Annotated in this window: 21 protein-coding genes; 16 read left to right on the forward strand and 5 right to left on the reverse strand. The window is 27.4% G+C overall.

Features of this window, described 5'->3' with window-relative positions:
• The first annotated feature begins 13 nt into the window (after positions 1–13).
• Entirely contained in the window at positions 14–1,201 is a 1,188-nt protein-coding gene (locus ACZ5CK_RS00735; protein WP_464581996.1) for an MFS transporter, read from the forward strand.
• Between the two features lie 2 nt (positions 1,202–1,203).
• Here the strand turns inward: ACZ5CK_RS00735 and ACZ5CK_RS00740 are convergent, their stop codons facing one another.
• Positions 1,204–2,580, reverse strand: a complete 1,377-nt coding sequence (locus tag ACZ5CK_RS00740) for an HD-GYP domain-containing protein (RefSeq protein ID WP_464581997.1) — start codon at positions 2,578–2,580, stop codon at positions 1,204–1,206.
• 40 nt (positions 2,581–2,620) lie between these two features.
• Entirely contained in the window at positions 2,621–2,779 is a 159-nt protein-coding gene (locus ACZ5CK_RS00745; protein ID WP_464581999.1) for a hypothetical protein, read from the reverse strand.
• A gap of 198 nt (positions 2,780–2,977) precedes the next feature.
• Between ACZ5CK_RS00745 and ACZ5CK_RS00750 the strand changes: the two genes are divergently transcribed.
• The 9 genes from ACZ5CK_RS00750 (at position 2,978) to rpsO (ending at position 10,025) form a co-directional block, all read left to right on the forward strand.
• Positions 2,978–4,552: a hypothetical protein gene (locus ACZ5CK_RS00750; RefSeq protein ID WP_464582000.1), complete on the forward strand. Its 1,575-nt coding sequence runs from the start codon at positions 2,978–2,980 to the stop codon at positions 4,550–4,552.
• A 12-nt stretch (positions 4,553–4,564) separates the two neighbouring features.
• On the forward strand, positions 4,565–5,365 hold the full coding sequence (locus ACZ5CK_RS00755) for a type I phosphomannose isomerase catalytic subunit (protein WP_464582001.1): 801 nt from the start codon (positions 4,565–4,567) through the stop codon (positions 5,363–5,365).
• A 157-nt stretch (positions 5,366–5,522) separates the two neighbouring features.
• Positions 5,523–6,662: a sodium ion-translocating decarboxylase subunit beta gene (locus tag ACZ5CK_RS00760; RefSeq protein WP_464582002.1), complete on the forward strand. Its 1,140-nt coding sequence runs from the start codon at positions 5,523–5,525 to the stop codon at positions 6,660–6,662.
• 13 nt (positions 6,663–6,675) lie between these two features.
• Complete coding sequence (locus ACZ5CK_RS00765; protein WP_464582003.1) at positions 6,676–6,900, forward strand: 4Fe-4S dicluster domain-containing protein; 225 nt, start codon at positions 6,676–6,678, stop codon at positions 6,898–6,900.
• Entirely contained in the window at positions 6,893–8,053 is a 1,161-nt protein-coding gene (locus ACZ5CK_RS00770; protein WP_464582004.1) for a 2-oxoacid:acceptor oxidoreductase subunit alpha, read from the forward strand. The genes ACZ5CK_RS00765 and ACZ5CK_RS00770 overlap by 8 nt, the downstream gene beginning before the upstream one ends.
• A 133-nt stretch (positions 8,054–8,186) precedes the next feature.
• Positions 8,187–8,480 carry a stage V sporulation protein S gene (locus ACZ5CK_RS00775; protein ID WP_464582005.1) on the forward strand — a complete coding sequence of 98 codons (294 nt, stop codon included), beginning with the start codon at positions 8,187–8,189 and terminating at the stop codon, positions 8,478–8,480.
• 18 nt (positions 8,481–8,498) lie between these two features.
• A complete protein-coding gene (locus tag ACZ5CK_RS00780; RefSeq protein WP_464582006.1) occupies positions 8,499–8,753 on the forward strand; it encodes a hypothetical protein in 255 nt (84 codons plus the stop codon).
• On the forward strand, positions 8,731–9,615 hold the full coding sequence (locus ACZ5CK_RS00785) for a DUF1385 domain-containing protein (protein WP_464582007.1): 885 nt from the start codon (positions 8,731–8,733) through the stop codon (positions 9,613–9,615). Before ACZ5CK_RS00780 ends, ACZ5CK_RS00785 begins: the two co-directional genes overlap by 23 nt.
• A 134-nt stretch (positions 9,616–9,749) precedes the next feature.
• A complete protein-coding gene (gene rpsO / locus ACZ5CK_RS00790) occupies positions 9,750–10,025 on the forward strand; it encodes a 30S ribosomal protein S15 (RefSeq protein ID WP_464582008.1) in 276 nt (91 codons plus the stop codon).
• 26 nt (positions 10,026–10,051) lie between these two features.
• Here rpsO and ACZ5CK_RS00795 read toward each other — a convergent pair whose 3' ends face one another.
• The 3 genes from ACZ5CK_RS00795 to ACZ5CK_RS00805 all read right to left on the reverse strand — a co-directional run bounded on the left by ACZ5CK_RS00795 (position 10,052) and on the right by ACZ5CK_RS00805 (position 13,127).
• Complete coding sequence (locus ACZ5CK_RS00795; protein WP_464582009.1) at positions 10,052–11,587, reverse strand: diguanylate cyclase; 1,536 nt, start codon at positions 11,585–11,587, stop codon at positions 10,052–10,054.
• A gap of 1 nt (position 11,588) precedes the next feature.
• On the reverse strand, positions 11,589–12,542 hold the full coding sequence (locus ACZ5CK_RS00800; protein ID WP_464582011.1) for a transporter substrate-binding domain-containing protein: 954 nt from the start codon (positions 12,540–12,542) through the stop codon (positions 11,589–11,591).
• A gap of 129 nt (positions 12,543–12,671) precedes the next feature.
• A complete protein-coding gene (locus ACZ5CK_RS00805; protein ID WP_464582012.1) occupies positions 12,672–13,127 on the reverse strand; it encodes an Hsp20/alpha crystallin family protein in 456 nt (151 codons plus the stop codon).
• A 606-nt stretch (positions 13,128–13,733) separates the two neighbouring features.
• On the opposite strand from ACZ5CK_RS00805, the gene ACZ5CK_RS00810 reads away from it, so the two are divergent.
• Genes ACZ5CK_RS00810 through ACZ5CK_RS00835 form a run of 6 tightly spaced genes read left to right on the forward strand, consistent with a single transcriptional unit; the run spans position 13,734 to position 18,032 of the window.
• Positions 13,734–14,630, forward strand: a complete 897-nt coding sequence (locus tag ACZ5CK_RS00810) for an RnfABCDGE type electron transport complex subunit D (protein WP_464582013.1) — start codon at positions 13,734–13,736, stop codon at positions 14,628–14,630.
• On the forward strand, positions 14,627–15,241 hold the full coding sequence (locus tag ACZ5CK_RS00815; RefSeq protein ID WP_464582014.1) for an FMN-binding protein: 615 nt from the start codon (positions 14,627–14,629) through the stop codon (positions 15,239–15,241). Before ACZ5CK_RS00810 ends, ACZ5CK_RS00815 begins: the two co-directional genes overlap by 4 nt.
• Positions 15,238–15,840: an NADH:ubiquinone reductase (Na(+)-transporting) subunit D gene (locus ACZ5CK_RS00820; protein WP_464582015.1), complete on the forward strand. Its 603-nt coding sequence runs from the start codon at positions 15,238–15,240 to the stop codon at positions 15,838–15,840. The genes ACZ5CK_RS00815 and ACZ5CK_RS00820 overlap by 4 nt, the downstream gene beginning before the upstream one ends.
• A complete protein-coding gene (locus ACZ5CK_RS00825) occupies positions 15,840–16,436 on the forward strand; it encodes an Rnf-Nqr domain containing protein (RefSeq protein ID WP_464582016.1) in 597 nt (198 codons plus the stop codon). The genes ACZ5CK_RS00820 and ACZ5CK_RS00825 overlap by 1 nt, the downstream gene beginning before the upstream one ends.
• 9 nt (positions 16,437–16,445) lie before the next feature.
• Positions 16,446–17,561 (forward strand): FAD-binding oxidoreductase, encoded by a 1,116-nt coding sequence (locus tag ACZ5CK_RS00830; RefSeq protein WP_464582017.1) that lies wholly within the window; start codon positions 16,446–16,448, stop codon positions 17,559–17,561.
• Between the two features lie 12 nt (positions 17,562–17,573).
• Positions 17,574–18,032 (forward strand): hypothetical protein, encoded by a 459-nt coding sequence (locus ACZ5CK_RS00835; protein WP_464582018.1) that lies wholly within the window; start codon positions 17,574–17,576, stop codon positions 18,030–18,032.
• Positions 18,033–18,342 lie beyond the last annotated feature (310 nt).

Raw genomic sequence — 18,342 nt, forward strand, 5'->3', positions numbered from 1 at the left:
ATGGAGTGATAAAATGAAAAAATTATTGTATTATACATTTTTAAGTAGCGTTGCACAATCAATATATAGAATAGTATTCAATCTTTTTTTAAGAGATTTAGGGTTTAATAACACATTTATAAGTCATATTACTTCTTTGGAAATGATAGGGTCGGCATTTTTGGGATTATTAATAGGGGTTTTAGGAGATAAATTAGGAAAAAAAATAATGCTTATAATATCTTCAATAACATTTGTTTCAATAACATTTTTAAGGGTGATGATACCAACAGAAACTGTGTTATTATATACGGCATTATTTAACGGAGGAGTATTAACTTCAAGAATGATTCTTCTTAATTCATTAATTGTAGATATAACAGATCATGATAATAGAGGAAAGTATTTTGGGTATAATTTTGGTATATTTATGGGAAGTGGATTAATAGGTAATTTAATAGGAGGAAGTATAGGAGAATTTTTTGGATTTGGAACAGCATTATTAATTACGGGAATTATACACTTAAGCTCAAATTTGTTTTTATTTATGGTTCATGAAAATAAAGCAAATCATTCGAATGTTCGTATAAAAGATATTTTTAATCTAAAAGATTTCAACAAAATTCAAAGCCATATAGTAAAAATACATTTAATAAGAACATTTTTAATAGGATTTGGTGCAGGATTATTTGTTAACTTTGGAAATGTTATATTTAAAGACTTATTTAATATGCAACCTACTATGATAGGTATAGCTCTTGCAATAGCTCAACTTGGTGCTTCATTAGGTTCTATTTTTTCCTCAAAATTATCTAAGAAATTTGGGGCATATCAATTTACATTATTTATGAATATATTAGTTATTCCATTGATAATATCTTTTGCAATGGTAAGAGATCCGTATATGTTCACTGTATTATATGCTCTTAGATTTTCTTTTATGAATATGACTAATCCAGTATCAACCACAATTATAATGAGTTATATACCCCAAAATAAAATAACTACCATAAGTAGTTTTAGGAATTTTCTTAATTTTATTGCTAGATCTATTGCTGCATTAATGTTTGGCTATATTACGTCATTTAGTGGCGGGTATTCTTATTTATTTATAATTAGTGCGTTTTTTTATTTTATATCATTATTATTATTGAGAAATTTATTTAAACCTATATTGAATGATGAGATATTTTTAAAATTATATAAAAGTTCAAGTAAATAAAATTATTTATCTTTATTGTTTTTATTATCGATATCTTCATTAGAATTAATAATATCATAAAAAATTTCAACTATTTTTCCATCAAATTGTTTCCAGGACATCTTTTTAAGTTCGTCTAAAGCTTGTTTTTTGGAAAGAGGTTTTTTATATGGTCTATCACTAATCATTGCATCAAAGCTATCTACTACAGTTAATATTCTTGATTCTATTGGAATATTTTCACCAATTAATCCGTCTGGATAGCCTTTACCGTCATATCTTTCGTGATGATGTCTTATAATTTTTGATATATATTTCATTTCATCAACTTTATTAATTAATTCTTCACCTTTAACGGGATGTAATTTTATTTTTTCATATTCTTCTGGAAGTAATCTTCCAGCCTTGTTTAAAATAGATTGTGATATGAATATCTTGCCAATATCATGTAAAACTCCAGCCCAATATATTTGTTCTATTTTTGGTTTATCAAAATTCATTTTTTCTGCAATCAATGAAGCCCAAGTTGCAACTCTTTCAGAATGTCCTCTGGTATAATTATCATAATATTCTAAAGCCTTTACTAAGATTAATGCAATATCTTTGTGGAATTTTCCCTCTTGCTTTATAAATTTTAGCATTTTCAAAAACCCAGCAAAGGTCTTTCCGAAATAGTCCATTATTTTTGTGTGATAGTCTTCAAAATTATTTATATGATCATTATTTAAAATATCTAAGGTTATTATTCCGAATAATTCGTCATTAAATACTATTGGAGTTATAAGGGTTTCTTTTAGATCACCACCAAGGGATTCAAATTCTTTAAACTTTTCAGATGACATTTTTATTTTATTGATTTCATGAATATTTTTTACTACTTTAGCATTTTCAGGAATGATTAATTCTCCCATTTTTAGATTTAATTCATTAATTTTTTGGTAGTTATAACCTTTCGCAAACACCATTTTTGCATTGTCTTTTTCATCAAATAAATAAATGGAACCATTTTCGGCAGGTTCTATTATCTCAAGTGCTAATTCTAAAACCTTTTTTTCAAAATCTTTTTCCATTAATTTTGGTGCTGCAAAAAAGGAAGATAATTCTAAAGTTTTTAAAATTGAAGAATTTAATTTTTCTATTTTATTGTAGGATGATTCAAGTTCTTTATTAGTTTCTTCAAGTTCATTATTAAGAAGTTTTAATTCTTTTTCTTTCTCTAAATATCTTTTTTTTAAAGTTTTTCTATCTATTATGAGAGTGAGAAGTATTGAAACAATGGTAAAAAAAACTAAAATCACAAACAAAGTAGCACTATTGATACCTGTGCTATTATATTTAACATCACCATATGTTATTATGACTAACAAGATTGTTATGACTAATAGTGTAACTCTTTTCATTAAAACACCAACCTTTAAAAAAAGGGGGAAATAATTCCCCTTATTGATTTATATCAAAATTATTTAATGTAAATACAACAGAATTTGTAGTTATTTCTGTAGAATCTGAATAATCATCAGGGTCTGCAAAAGATATTGTTGAGAACAATATAACAAACAAGAAGGTTAAAATAACGATTGTTTTAGTAATTTTTTTCATAGTTTCACGCTCCTTTCATATTTTCAATTATATTATACACGATTCTATATGACTTTCAAGTTTACTGATGTTGTAAAAAGTTATTATAAGCATTTTTGAAATATATAAAAATATGCTATATTGTAACATGTCTATTTTTCGTATCATAACTTCCCATTTCTATAAAAATATAGTATAATAACAAAAAAGAGGTGAATTATGAATAATAAAAATAGAGAAATTTTTGAAATAATTTCTAATTACGGGTCTTTTGCCAAGCCTTTTTTAAATTTCATGATATTAAAAACAAAACATGATGGTTGGAACCATCTATTTAAAAGTTTGGAATATAGTTGGAAGAATAAAAGAAAAAAAGCTTTAGAAGAAATTGAAAGAGGTTTAAAACATAATAATACAAAAACATTGAAATATTTATTATTAGCAAAAGAATTGTATTATTCAGCATATTTAAGAGATTATGAAAATTCGAAAAAAATATACTTATTTTTAAAAGAAAAATTTTCAGATATTCCAAAAAAGTCTAGAAAATTAGTATCTTCTGTTTTGATAAATGTAGAAAATATTTTGAATTTAGATGAAAAAACAAGATTATGGGGAAAAGAATATGAAATGGATCCAGCTACAGAGGTATTTATTGATCTTGGGAGGGGAAGAAAAAGAATAAAAGAAAAAGAATATAGTGAAGCTTGGAAATATTTTGAAAGATCATTAATATTATCGAAAAATATTCCACATAGAATAGGTATTGTTAGTTCTTTGAATAATTGGTCATGGTATTTAAAGGAGTTTGATTTGGAAAATGCAATTAAATTATCAAATGAATTGATGTATTATATGGGATATTATTTTGAAAATAATGAAAAACATTTTGGGTTATTCGACACATTTTTTGAGATTAATAAAGGAAAAATAGAAAGCTTATATTTGTATGCGCCTATTATTAATTATTACTGGGAAAGATTACCAGAAAAGGGTAAAAGAAACTCTAAAGAAAGTTATGACTCAATGTTTAATATTTTAGGAAAGTTTATTATTAGTGAAAAATCCACATATGAAAATACAGAAGAATTGAGAGATTATTTAAAAAATTATATTACCAATGTATCTGAAACATCAAAAAAAGTAAATGTTTCTCGAAAAAGTCTTTCATCAATAATAAATGGAAAGGTATTAGAAATTAAAGGAGATACATTAAAAAAAATACTTTTAGGATTAAATATAGTTCCAGATATTAATTCACCAGAAGCTATTATTAATGAATACGGAAAAATTTATTTAGAAAAAACTTTTAAAGAAAGCATAGAAGAATTAGAAAAAATGAATTTTGAAGAAAGGAAAAAAATATTTATAAATACATATATTGCATGTGTTTATAAACCTAAAATAGACATAATTCAAATAAAAAATTTAAATTTTACTGATGATTTTAGCGTAAAATGGTTTATAATAGAAATGATTAAAGGGAATGAATTTATTAATGCAAGAAAAAAGTTAGTAAATTACTTCTTTTCCAAAATGAAGAAGAATTCATATAATAATTTTATAAGCATATATTTGAATTTAAATAAAAAAGAAAAAGAAATGATAGATATATATATTAGAAATTATTCAAGATATGATATAAAATGGAATGTTAGAATAGAATTACCTGGATTTTTGAAAAGCTTTGTAGAAAAATATTCGTTAAAAAAAATGCCAGCAACTTTAGCTTATTGGTATTATGAAAAAGGTTCAGATAGAAGAAAATTAATTAATATATTAAATAAATTTTAGGAGGAAAAAATAATGAAAGAGGTTTTAATTTCAAAGCCGATTTTTGTAGAAAAAGTTTGGGGAGATGAAAATTTAAATAAAATATTTAATAAAAAGGATATGGGTAAAATAGGAGAAGTGTGGTTATTTTCAGGAGTAGAAAATTATGAAACTGAGTTAATAGGTTTAGAAAGTGGTAAAAATTATGGAAATCCGTCTCAGATTATAAAAGAGCTAATAGGGGAAGATTTTCCAAGAATTCCATTATTGTTAAAATTAATATCAACAACTCAATGGCTTTCTATTCAAGTACATCCAGATGATAAATTTGCAAAAGAATTAGAAAATGAACCATGGGGAAAAACAGAAGCATGGTATTTTTTAAATGAATCAAATGAAATATTTATTTCTAATGATGTTGAAAATAATAAAAGAGCAATAGAAACTCAAAATTGGAAAGATATATTTAATCCAATAAAATTAAAAAAAGAAGATTTATTATTTATTCCAGCAGGAGTAGTTCATACATTAGGACCTAATTCTATGTTGCTTGAAATTCAACAGACATCAAGTTTGACATATAGATTATACGATTGGGGAAGACCAAGAGAAATTCATATAGAAAAAGGTAAAAAAGTTTTAAAAGATAGCCCATATGTAATTGCTAATTCTCCTAAAGAGTTTAAAACTCAGTATTTTAATATGAAAAAAGCAAAAGATGAAATAGTTAGAGGTTTTGCTATTTATACCACTTTCAATGATTATAAAACTCTGATTATTCCACAAAATGTAGAGTATAAAATTCAAGGAGAGGGAATGTTATTTTTTCTTTAATAAGAAAAAATAACAACTAACTACAATTAGAGATAAAGTGAGGCGTTAAGACCTCGCTTTTTTTACTTTATTTTGATTTAATTAGTTAAAATGTTGCTTGAATTATCAGGGATAAAGTTTTATAATTACTTTGATATAATAAAAGGGAGGATATAACATGGATTTTTCTAATTTTTTAGCTTTTTTTGCTAATACAGGATTTGCATACTTTACATGGCAAAATTTATTGATGCTTATTATAGGAGGGGCTTTAATTTATGTTGCAATAGCCAAGCATGCTGAACCGTTATTATTAATACCAATAGGTTTTGGTATCATATTGGCTAATATTCCTCCAGAAGTCACAGGGCTTTTGAATCCTCCAACAGCAAATCAAGTAGGTGGATTATTATGGTATATACAAAGAGGAATGTTTTTAGGTATATACCCACCATTGATTTTTTTAGGTATTGGAGCTATAACGGATTTTTCTTATTTAATAGCTGATCCAAGATTGATTTTTTTAGGTGCAGCAGCTCAAGTTGGGATTTTTGGAACTTTTATAGTAGCGCATTTAATGGGATTTGACATGTTAAGTGCGGCATCGATAGCTATAATTGGTGGGGCTGATGGTCCTACATCAATATATCTTGCTTCACGTTTTGCACCACAATTATTATCAATTATAGCAATTGCAGCTTATTCGTATATAGCGTTGATACCAATTTTGCAACCTCCAGTATCCAAACTTCTTACTACAAAGGAAGAAAGAAAAATACGAATGAAAAAAATGAGACATGTTAGTCAAAAGGAAAAAATGATATTTCCCATTGCAACCACCATTGTTGTAGCTCTATTGGTTCCTAAAGCTGTATCGTTAGTCGGACTTTTGATGCTTGGAAATTTATTAAAAGAATCAGGTGTAACAAAGAGATTAGCTGAAGCAGCTTCAAGATTTATATTGGATTCAGTAACTATACTTTTAATGCTTTCGGTAGGGAGCACGGCAAGAGCAGATGTTTTCTTGAAACCAGAAAGTTTAAAAATAATATTATTAGGTGCAGTGGCATTTATTATAGCAATGATGTCAGGAATATTCTTTGCAAAAATTATGAATGTATTTTCCAAGGATAAAATTAATCCATTAATAGGAGCTGCAGGTGTTTCTGCTGTTCCAGATTCAGCAAGAGTGGCACAAACAGTAGCTCAATCAGAAGATCCTAGTAACTTTATATTAATGCATGCAATGGGACCTAATGTAGCAGGGGTTATAGGTTCTGCAGTTGCAGCTGGAGTGTTTTTGTCAATACTATCTTAAGAGGTGAATCTTTATGGCAAAAAAGAGTTATACTATTGAAATAAACTATTCTTTTTGTAAAAATTGTGGGATTTGTTATAATGTTTGTCCAACAAAAGCTTTAGGGTCAGCAGAATTAGGGAAACCTATAGTTGTTGATGCTGATAAATGTATAGGATGTTTAATGTGTGAAAGATTATGCCCTGATATCGCAATTAATGTGGAAGAAAGAGAAAAGGTGGTAGAAAATAATGGGTAGAATAGTTTTTATGCAAGGAAATGAAGCTGTTGCAAAGGCTGCTATTAAAGCAGGGTGTAGATTTTTTGCTGGTTATCCAATCACACCTTCCACGGAAATTGCTGAAACAATGGCAAGAGAATTACCTAAAGTTGGTGGAAAATTTATTCAAATGGAAGATGAAATAGCCAGTGCTGCAGCAATAATAGGGGCATCATTAGCTGGAGTTAAGTCTATGACAGCAACGAGTGGGCCTGGTTTTAGCTTGATGCAAGAAGCTTTAGGATATGCAACTATGACAGAAACTCCGTGTGTTTTTGTTGATGTAATGAGAGGTGGTCCAAGTACCGGATTACCAACTAAGCCGTCTCAAGGCGATTTAATGCAGATTAGATGGGGAAGACATGGGGATCAACAAATAATTGCGTTGTATCCTTCTACTGTTGAAGAAGCTTATAAATATACAATAAAAGCATTTAATTATGCTGAAATATATAGAACTCCAGTGGTTTTAGTTATGGATGAAACCCTCGGGCATATGAGGGAAAGTTTTTATTTAACAGATGAAGATGAAAATCCTGAAATTGTTCAAAGATTGACAGAATCAGAAATTAAAGAGGAAGATTTATTTCATCCATTTGGATTTCAAGATGAAAGCTATCCAGTTAATCCGTTGATTGAAATGGGTAAGGCCAGATTCCATGTTTCTGGATTGGTTCATGATGAAACAGGTTTTCCGGTTGGTTCTTCTGATGTTGCTGATAAGGTAATAAAGCATTTAGATTCTAAAATAAGGTTATATGCTGAAGAAATTGCAATTTATGATGAATATATGACTGATGATGCAGAGATAATTGTGGTTGCATATGGGACTATTGCAAGAAGTGCTATGAAAGCTGTAAAAATGGCAAGAGAAGATAGAATTCCAGTTGGGTTATTTAAACCTATAACAATATGGCCATTTCCAGTATCTAAAATGAAAAATATTTTAAAAAATTCTCAAGCTATTATTATTGCTGAAATGAATCTAGGGCAAATGGCATTAGAGATATCAAGAATTAATAAGTTTGGCAAACATATTGAATTAGTAGATAAAGTTGATGGAGATTTAATCAGTCCAAAAGAAATTTTAAATTCTATTACAGCGGTTTGGAGAAGAATTATAGAATTTTAATAAAAAGCTGCTTTTTACTTGTTTTTTATCAGTTTAATGTAGTAAAAAATAAAATTTTTGGAATTATTTGAAAAATTACGAGTTTTATGGTAAAATATTCTTAGAAAACGATATAAAGGGGGCTGAACTATCCATGGAAGTTTTGAAAGTTGGACATTCTTCATCACCAAACAAAGTAGCAGGAGCTATAGCAGGTGTTTTAAGTAAAACAGATGAAGTTGAAATTCAAGCAATAGGGGCGGGAGCAGTTAATCAAGCAGTAAAAGCAATTGCTATTGCAAGAAGATTTGTTGAAACTCATGGTAAAAAGCTTTATGTAGTTCCAGGATTTGTTGAAGTAACAGTAGGAGAAGAAAAAAGAACTGGAATAAAATTTAGGGTATTCGCTGAAATTACTGAGGAAGAATCAGAAGGTTCAGAGGAATAATCGAGGGGAATTCTGTAAGTGATAGATGATAAAATCATCAATGAAATAGTTACCGCGTGTATTAAAGACGCGCGGATTTTTTCTATAGTTGAAGAAATATCAAAATTAAATAAAGAAGAAAGATTAAAAATAAGAAGGAAAGCTTCTATGGTTTTGAAAAAGGAAAAAACCGTCGATAAAGAAGCATTAACATTTTATTTTGTTATAACAGAGGAACAAATTGCAGAGGAGATTTTGAGGAGGATTCATAATGAAAAAGCAAGAAATGCCTAAATATGTAGGTGGCCAAGCAGTAATAGAAGGTGTTATGATGAAAGGGATTAACACTGTTGTTGCTGTAAGGAGAAATGATGGAAAGATACAGGTTAAAAGGTTAAAAGAAGGATCATATGGCTGGTTAGAAAAAATTCCATTTATAAGAGGTTTTTTTGTGTTGTTAAAAGCTATGGTTATAGGAATGGAAGCACTTTCTTATTCAGCTAATGTTTCTGGAGAAGAAGAAATTACAAAAAAGGACATGGTTATCTCAATTCTTTTGGCATTTTTATTTGCTATAGGTGGATTTGGGTTAGGACCAATGTTTTTGACTAAATTATTTAATATTCAGAATGAGTTTTGGTTTTCTTTCATAGAAGGAACAATTAGAGCTTTTTTTGTAATATTATATATTTGGGTGATCTCTTTATTTAAAGATGTAAAAAGGGTATTTGAATACCATGGTGCTGAACATAAAACCGTTTATAATTATGAAGCTGGAAAAGAATTAGCTGTTCATAATGCAAAGAAATATACAACGCTACATCCAAGGTGTGGAACTAGTTTTTTAATTATAACTGTATTTGCTTCTATTATTGTATTTTCTATAACAGGTGCTTTAGGATATACAACATTATGGGAAAAAGTCATTACAAGAATTATTTTATTACCATTAGTGGCGGGATTTGCATATGAATTTCAAAGATTTACTGCAAAAATAATAGATACGTGGTTTGGGAAAATTTTAGCCTGGCCTGGATTAGCATTGCAAAAAATTACTACATCTGAACCGGATGAAAAGCAATTAGAAGTAGCGATTGTATCTTTAAAATATGCATTAAAAGAAGATTTTGATGGAGAAGAAGTTGTTGATATTTGATGTATTATAATATATAATTTAAATAATCTCAGTGGAACGTTAACAATTATGTATTATAATATCAATACCTTAGCTCAGATAATGGCGAGGACCTTATCTTGGCTAAAGGAATATGAATATGGAGGTAGAGAAGAATGTCAAGAGGATTAGATCCAGAAATTAAAAACAAGGTTATTGAAGAATTTAAAATCAACGAAAAAGACACAGGTTCAGTTGAAGTTCAGATTGCATTATTAACAGCAAGAATTAGACATTTAACAGAACATTTAAAAACACATCCAAAAGATTTCCATTCAAGAAGAGGATTAATGAAAATGGTTGGTAAAAGAAGAAAGATGTTAAAGTACTTAAAGAAAGAAAGACCAGAAGTTTATAAAGAATTAATTTCAAAATTAGGAATTAGAGGATAATTTAAAGCTCCCTTTCGGGAGCTTTTTTAATAGGAAATTATAGTCTTATTTCTTCCGCTATTTTTTGCTTTATATAGATTATTATCAGCTAACATAATTAAATTTTTATAATCCTCAGTTTCAGGTATTTTGGCAATAGCTCCAATACTAATTGTAAAGTTTATAGATGTATCTTTATAATTAAATTTAGTATTTTCAATCTCTTTTCGTAATGATTCAAGTAAAGTTTCAAATTGAGTTAGTTTTTTTGATAAAAAATAAATAACAAATTCTTCTCCTCCATATCTGAAAATCTTATCATTATCTCTATGAAAATGATTTTTTAGTATTCTTCCAAATTCTGACAAGCAATAATCACCGGCTAAATGACCATATTTATCATTAATTTGTTTAAAATGATCTATATCTATAATAGCAAAATTGATATATAGTTTTTCTCTGTATGCAAATTTATAATCGGATATAAAAATTTCATTAAAATATCTTCTATTATATAATGAAGTTAATTCATCGGTAATAGAGATAGATTTCAGCTTAATATTTAATTGTTCCAATTTTTTATTTTGTTCTTCTATTTTTTTTGTTCTGTCCTTTACAAGTTCTTCCATATCATTAATATATTTTATTAATTCTTTTCCCATAGAATTGAAATGAATAGAAAGAGATTTAATTTCATCTTCAAAATCATCTTTTATTGTAATAGGTTTAAATTCTTTAAAATTAAAATTACTAATAGAGTTTGTGATATGAAGTAGTGGATTTGTTATTTTCGTAGAAATGATTTTAGCGATTAACCATATAAAAAAAGAAATTACTATAAAAATTAAAATTGCAATTATCAAAGAATTGTATATTTCTTTGTAAATACTATATTTATCTTTTAAAATACCTAATGTCATGTTATTTATATTAAATGTATTTGATTTTAAGCAACAATCACCTATATTATAATTGTTAATCTGATTAGCGTTATTGTTTTGTATAATGTAGCTTTTATTATTATAAGATATTAGTAGTTTATAAGTATTTTCATATTTTAAATTAGAAAGGAAAGAAATATAAATTTTATTTATATTTAAAATGAAAATAAGATTTCTATCCTCTTTGAAATCAATCTTATTTTTTAAGATTAGATAACAATTGTTACTAGTATAAATTAGCCTATCCTCATTATTTTGTGAAGTAAATAAGGTATTACCAGATTTTAAAATTGTTTTTTGATTTTCATCAATAATTAATATTTCGCTAATAAAATCGTTTTTAGATAATAAATCTTCAAATCGTTTTTTTAAAGATTTTTGAGAAAAATCTCTAATAAGTGAATTCTTATCGAAGACGAATACAATATCATTAGTAGAGTTTATCTCTTCCATGTACTTTTTAGTTAATGAAAGGATATCTTTTATATTTTTTTCGAATAAAGTATTCAATAAAAATAAGTTTTCTGATTCGAATTTCATCAGTTGATTTATTTGAAATGAAAAAAATAATATTAAAATGAATATAATAGATATGAAGTTTACTAAAAACATATGTTTAAAAATTTTGTCTCTAATTTTCATATTATTTTTTCCTTTCTAGAATTTCTAAATAATCATAATAATCGATTCCCATATATTTTTTAAAGAGTAAATTGAATTTCTCTGATGATTTAAAAGTAGTTAAAAATTTTTCCAAAGAAGAACTTAACTCTGGAGTATCATAAGATGTGCAAAAGGCTAAATAACCAATATTGCTATTAGCGGGAAATAATGGTTTTAAATTATCTTTGAATGTATAGGTGTTAAATAATTTTGAAAAAAAGGGAAATGAATCAAAAATGCTTATATCAGCATTTTTTAATATAACTTGGTAATAAAAGGTATATCTATTGAATTTAATACCTTCTGGTATTAAAAGAATTTCTATATCATCTTTTGATGGTTTTATATATGGTTTCATATAAATAATTTCTCCGTTATCTTTAACATTTATTTTATTTATTATATAGTGCAGATTTCTTTCTTTTAAATTATTTATGAGGGTTGTATAAAAATTATAAGCTTCAGCTGTAATTATTTTTTTTCCCTTAAAATCATCATAAGAGTTAATTTTTTCATCTTTTCTGGTAAAAAATAATTCAACATTTTCTATAAAAGGAATCATTTTAACTAATTTTTTTCTTTGTTCTGTTACAGTAATAATATCAGCTACAATATCAATATTCTTATAAATATCAGGTGTTCCGGATATATTATTTTTAAGCATATTTTTGCCATCTTTTGTCCAATAATCACTAAAATAATTTACAATTTTTATTTTCATATCTACATTTAAATAATCAGCATAGCTTTTTGCCAATTCATAACAAAATCCTGGTTTGTTTATAATCTCTGGTTGGTAAACAATATCGGTTGGTATATTTCTTATTCCAATAATTAAATATCCAGAATTTATAATATCTTTTAAGGTTCGGCCGTTAGCGATATTAAATATAAAAACAAAAAAAGCAATTAAAAAGATAATTTTTTTATACATTCAAATCACATCCTTGAAAATATTTCTTTACAAAATTATATCACAATTATGACAAAAAACAAAATTATTTATTATTATTCTATATTTGATTATATAAACTAAAAGCTCCAGGATAAATTCCTGGAGCTTTTAATCAATATTGATTTGCTTAGATTTTTTTGCTTTTTCAGGTAATTTTGGTATTTCTATTTTTAAAACACCATCTTTGAATTTTGCTTTGATTTTCTCCATGTCAATATAATCTGGTAATCTAATGGATCTCTCGAACTTTCCAAAATATCTTTCTCTTTTGATATAATTTCTTCCTTTGTCTTCTTTATCATCTTTCTTTTCAGCGGATATTGTTAAAATATCATCGTCTAATCTAATGTTAATATCCTTTTTGTCATATCCTGGAACATCTGCTTCGATAACTATATCTTTGTCGGTTTCATATATATCTAAGTTTGGCATAGCAAAACCTCTTGAATTTTCGAAGATATCAAGAGTTCCAAAATCGTCAAATAATCTTTCTATTTCTCTTTTTAATGTTTCAAATGGTTCAAAGAAATTTGACCCTCTTTCATATTTTTTGATTTCGCTCATGATATCCCCTCCTTTTTATAAATTTTTTCTTTTTCATTGGCTTCCGTTATTTATGACGAAGAAAATTTTATTAGGTTCAAATGGTTCAAAAAAATTACAAAAATTTTATAATATTTTATATTTCTATATTATAATCTATTTTAATATTAAATTTACTAAAAATTATAGCAGTCGTTACCATCGGATGATAATTAGAATTATTAATATTTCTTTTCGTATATAACAATATTTTGTGAATTGAGTGGTATAATTTAATTGCTAAAAGGTAATTTAATGATTAAGATGTCAAAAAAGAATAAAAGAAACGAAGACTCGAAAATTGCCTAAGCATCGCTTCACGAAAAAAATTAAATCTTGTAAATTAAGATATCTATTTGGTTTAAACATGTATTAAATTATATTTTTAATATAAATCTTTATCTATTTTTAATGTGCAGCATTAAAAATATGTTCATGAGTAGTTTTTAAAGATAAGCAATCAAGCTGTCTGAGTGATTTTATCTTTTTGGATATCCTAAGGCAATTTAATGATATAAATTTTAAATTTGTAATAAGTATAAATATATGATATAATTTATCCGAAAAAAGAGTTTTGGGGGTGATTTAGTGAAAAAAAGTTTTTTTCTTAAACAGCCTATGATGAGGCGTGTTTTGTATGCATTAACTCCTATTTATTTATTTGCTTTATATTTTTATGGAGTTAGACTTTTATTATTAAGTGTTGTTGTTTTTGGTGGAGGTATAATAACTGAATATATAATGGAAAAAAGAGTTAAAAAAAATGTGTCTGAAGCTGTTCTTGTAACTTCTATGCTTTTTGTTCTTTCCTTACCTCCTTTAACACCATGGTGGATAGCTTTGATAGGTATTATTTTTGGAGTGCTGTTTGGAAAAGAAGTTTTTGGCGGTTTTGGAAGAAATCCTTTTAATCCAGCTATTGTTGGAAGATTATTTATTTATATAACTTTTCCAAGTGTTATGACATATGGCTGGATGAAACCTGGAAATTTTGGTATTAATGCAATTACAACTGCAACCCCTTTAAAGATAATGAGAGGTGGGGAATCTCCAACTAGCTTATTAAAATTATTTTTTGGATTTAGACCAGGATCTATTGGTGAAAGTTTTGTTTTTTTAATAATAATTGCTGCAATTTACTTAATTTATACTAAGACAGCAAGCTGGAAAATAATTTTATCAACATTTTTAAGTGCAACTACTATGATTTATATTTTTTATTTTGCAGGATTTATTAATTATCCATTGCAATTTTTAATGTCTGGTAGTTTGTTATTTGTTACTGTTTTTATGGCAACTGATCCAATTAGTGGACCAAAAAATCAAAAAGCTCATTGGTATTATGGTATTTTAATTGGTAGTGTAACTATTTTGATTAGAACTTTTTCTTTATTTCCAGAAGGCACTAGTTTTGCTGTGTTGTTAGGGAATACTTTTGCGCCTTTAATGGATGAACTTTTGACTAAAAAGAAGGTGAAAAAATGAAAGATAGCAAATTATATGTGGTTCTATTCACCTTTATTGTATCTTTTATTTTTGTATTCATATTGGCATTAGCAAATGAGTTGACTAAAGAAAAGGTAAAAATAAATGAAGAATTATTCCAAAGGAAGGCCATTCTTTCTGCTATGGGAATAGAATTTAAAAATGATAAAGAAGCTTATAAATTGTTTGATGAAAAAGTTAAAATTGAAAAAGTTAAAGATATTGATGTTTATAAATCAAATGTAAATGGAGAGTATGTATATGCCGTTATTTTTGTTGGTAATGGATTATGGAGTACCATTAGAGGTGTTTTAGCTGTCAATAAGGATTTAACAGAAATAGTTGGTATTGATTTTATAACTCAAAGTGAAACTCCGGGATTAGGTGGAAGAATTGAAGAATCCTGGTTTAAAGAACAATTTAGATTTGAAAAAATTAAAGATGGAAAAATAAAAATGATTATAGGTGGGACTGGTAAAGGTGATTATAATCATGAAAATGGAGAATTTGAAGCAATAACTGGTGCAACGAGAACATCAGAATCTGTTGCTAATATGTTGAATAAATATTTAAGCATAGTAAAAGACCTCTTGGGAGGTGAATTGCAATGAGTGAATATAATAAAATATTAAAGGAAAATGTTTGGTATAATAATCCTGTTTTTGTACAAGTTTTAGGTATTTGTTCAGCATTGGCTGTTACAAACAATTTGACTAATACATTTATAATGACAATTGCTGTTAGTTTAGTTACTGCATTCTCTAGTTTAACCGTATCTTTGATAAAAGGATTAATTCCAAGAAAAGTTAGAATGATAGTGCAAACACTAATTATAGCCTTTTATGTTATTATTGTAGATATTATTTTAAGAGCATATTTGCCTGATATTAGCAAATCATTGGGACCATATGTTGGATTAATAATAACAAATTGTATTATAATGGGTAGAGCAGAAGGATTTGCACAATCAAATGGGCCAATTATATCTTTTTGGGATGGATTCACGTCTGGTCTTGGATATTTAGTAGTTCTAATGGTTGTAGCATTTTTTAGAGAATTACTTGGTTTTGGAACGTTGTTTGGATATAGAGTTTTACCTGAAGGATTTATGTCTTGGACAATTATGTTAATGGCACCAAGTGCATTTTTTATGCTTGCTATTTTTATTTGGGTTGTAAAAGGAATGATGTTAAGAAAGGAGGCTAAATAATGGCTCCAACTATAAATCCATTCATATTATTTTTTGCATCGATTTTTACAAGTAATATTTTATTGGCTAATTTTCTTGGAATGTGTTCATTTATTTCAATATCAAAGGATATAACATCGTCAAATGGTTTGGGAATGGCAGTTACAATGGTAATGACAATAACTACCGCTTTAAATTGGATTGTATATAATAAAATTATAGTTCCATTGGGATTAGAATATTTAAGATATATTATTTTTATAATTGTTATAGCTGCAGTTGTCCAAATTCTAGAAATGCTTATAGATAGATTATCTCCAAATTTATATATGAGTTTAGGTATTTTTTTACCATTAATTACAGTTAACTGTGCAATTCTTGGTGTTTCTTTATTTATGCAATTGAGATATTATACATTTATACAGTCTATATTCTATGGTTTAGGATCTGGACTTGGATGGTGGTTAGCAATTATGGCATTAGCTGCAATTAGAAAAAGAGTGGATAAAAGTCCTAATGTTCCTGCTGCTTTAAAAGGTCCAGGTTTGACGTTGATTATAATAGGTATTATGGCAATGGCATTCATGGGATTTTCTGGAATGCTTAATGTACAGTGAGGTGATATGATGAGTCCTATTTTATTAGCACCTTTAATAGTTTCAATTATTAGTGGAGTATTAGCTGCAATAATAGCTATAGTTGATGGAATAGTAAACAATTATGGGGAAGTTAAAGTTAATATTAACGGGAAAAAGGAAATTACAGTAAAAGGTGGAGCATCACTTTTAACAACTTTATCAGAAACAGGTATTTTTGTACCATCTGCATGTGGAGGTAGGGGGAGTTGTGGAGCATGTAAAGTAAAGGTTTTATCAGATGTTGGACCACATTTACCTACAGAAACACCATTATTAACACCAGAAGAAATGAAGGAAAATGTAAGGCTATCTTGTCAGGTTAAAGTAAAAAAAGACATTGAGATATGGTTGCCTGAAGAATTATTTAATGTAAAAAAATATAAAACAAGAATAGAAAAAATTACAGATGTAACGCATGATATTAAAGAAGTTCGCTTTAAGTTACTAGAACCAACAGAAATAAACTTTAAAGCAGGACAATATATGCAAATAGTAGTTCCGCCTTATGAAAAAATAAAAGAACCTACACAAAGGGCATATTCTATCTCATCGTTGCCGTCACAAAAAGATTCCTTTGAATTATTGATTAGATTAGTTCCTGGAGGTATTGCAACGACATATGTACATAATTATTTGAAAGAAGGAGATATTTTAGAAGCCATAGGACCATTTGGGGAATTTTATTTAAGAAATACAGATGCTGATGTAATTGGTGTTGCAGGGGGATCAGGTATGGCACCATTAAAATCTATAATATTGGATATGTATGAAAAAGGAATAACAAATAGAAATGTTTGGTATTTCTTTGGAGCAAGATCTTTAAGAGATTTATATTACGTAGAAATATTCAGAGAATTAGAAAAAAAATGGCCTAATTTTCATTTTGTTCCAGCACTTTCTGAACCATTACCAGAAGATAATTGGGAAGGTGAAACAGGTTTTATTACCGATGTATTAGATAAATATATAAAGGAAAAAATGAATCAAAATACACCTAAAGAAGGATATTTGTGTGGAAGTCCTGGAATGATAAATGCTTGTGTTAATGTTATGACAAATAATGGTATTCCAGAAGACAAAATTTATTATGATAAATTTGCTTAAGGGGGGAAGAAAATGAAAATGACTCCTGAATTTCAAAAAGCTCAGGAAAATATGCAACCAGGGGTTATAACTGCTGATGGCTTTTTAGGAAATGATGATAGAAATTTAATAGATATAATTATAGAAGACGAAGAATTACTATCGAGTTTGAATTGTGATATCGATACAATAATTGAAAAGTTAAAATATTTAAAAGAAAAAGGTGAAAAGGGATTAGGAGAACCGATAACTGTTGATGAAAAATGGGAAGTGCAAGTTGGAGAAGCAAGAGGGCATTTGCCTTGTCCATTTGAAGATGGAATATTTAGAAAAGTAGTTACTAGAGTAAAAAATATTAAAAATGATGAGAGTATAATATTTAGTGATTTATCATTGCATTTGATTGAGAAACATCATTTTTTTCAAGGAAAAGGGTCCCCTTTTAGGCTTAATCCTGCAAAACTTTTAAGGGTTTTGGAGATTTGTAAATAATAGAAATTTAATCAAAATAAAAATCATATTCAAACTATTGATTGCTAATCTGAAAAAATTAAAATAAATATCAGGCTGTTGTCAAGATAAAATATTCAAAATAATATTCGTTTATCCAGTGAAAATTCTTATTCCTCAAAAATGTTCATTCTTGCCTGTCGCGAAAACTCACATCCGTGCTCGGTTTCGCTCAATTTTGCATCCATGCAAAATTGCCAGACTTCATTCGCATTTTTTCGGGAATTTTCAAGGATTCTCTCATATTATTTTTTCATATTTTATCTTTTTAGAGCTTCATTTTTAAGATTTA

It is taken from the genome of Marinitoga okinawensis, from assembly GCF_055387075.1.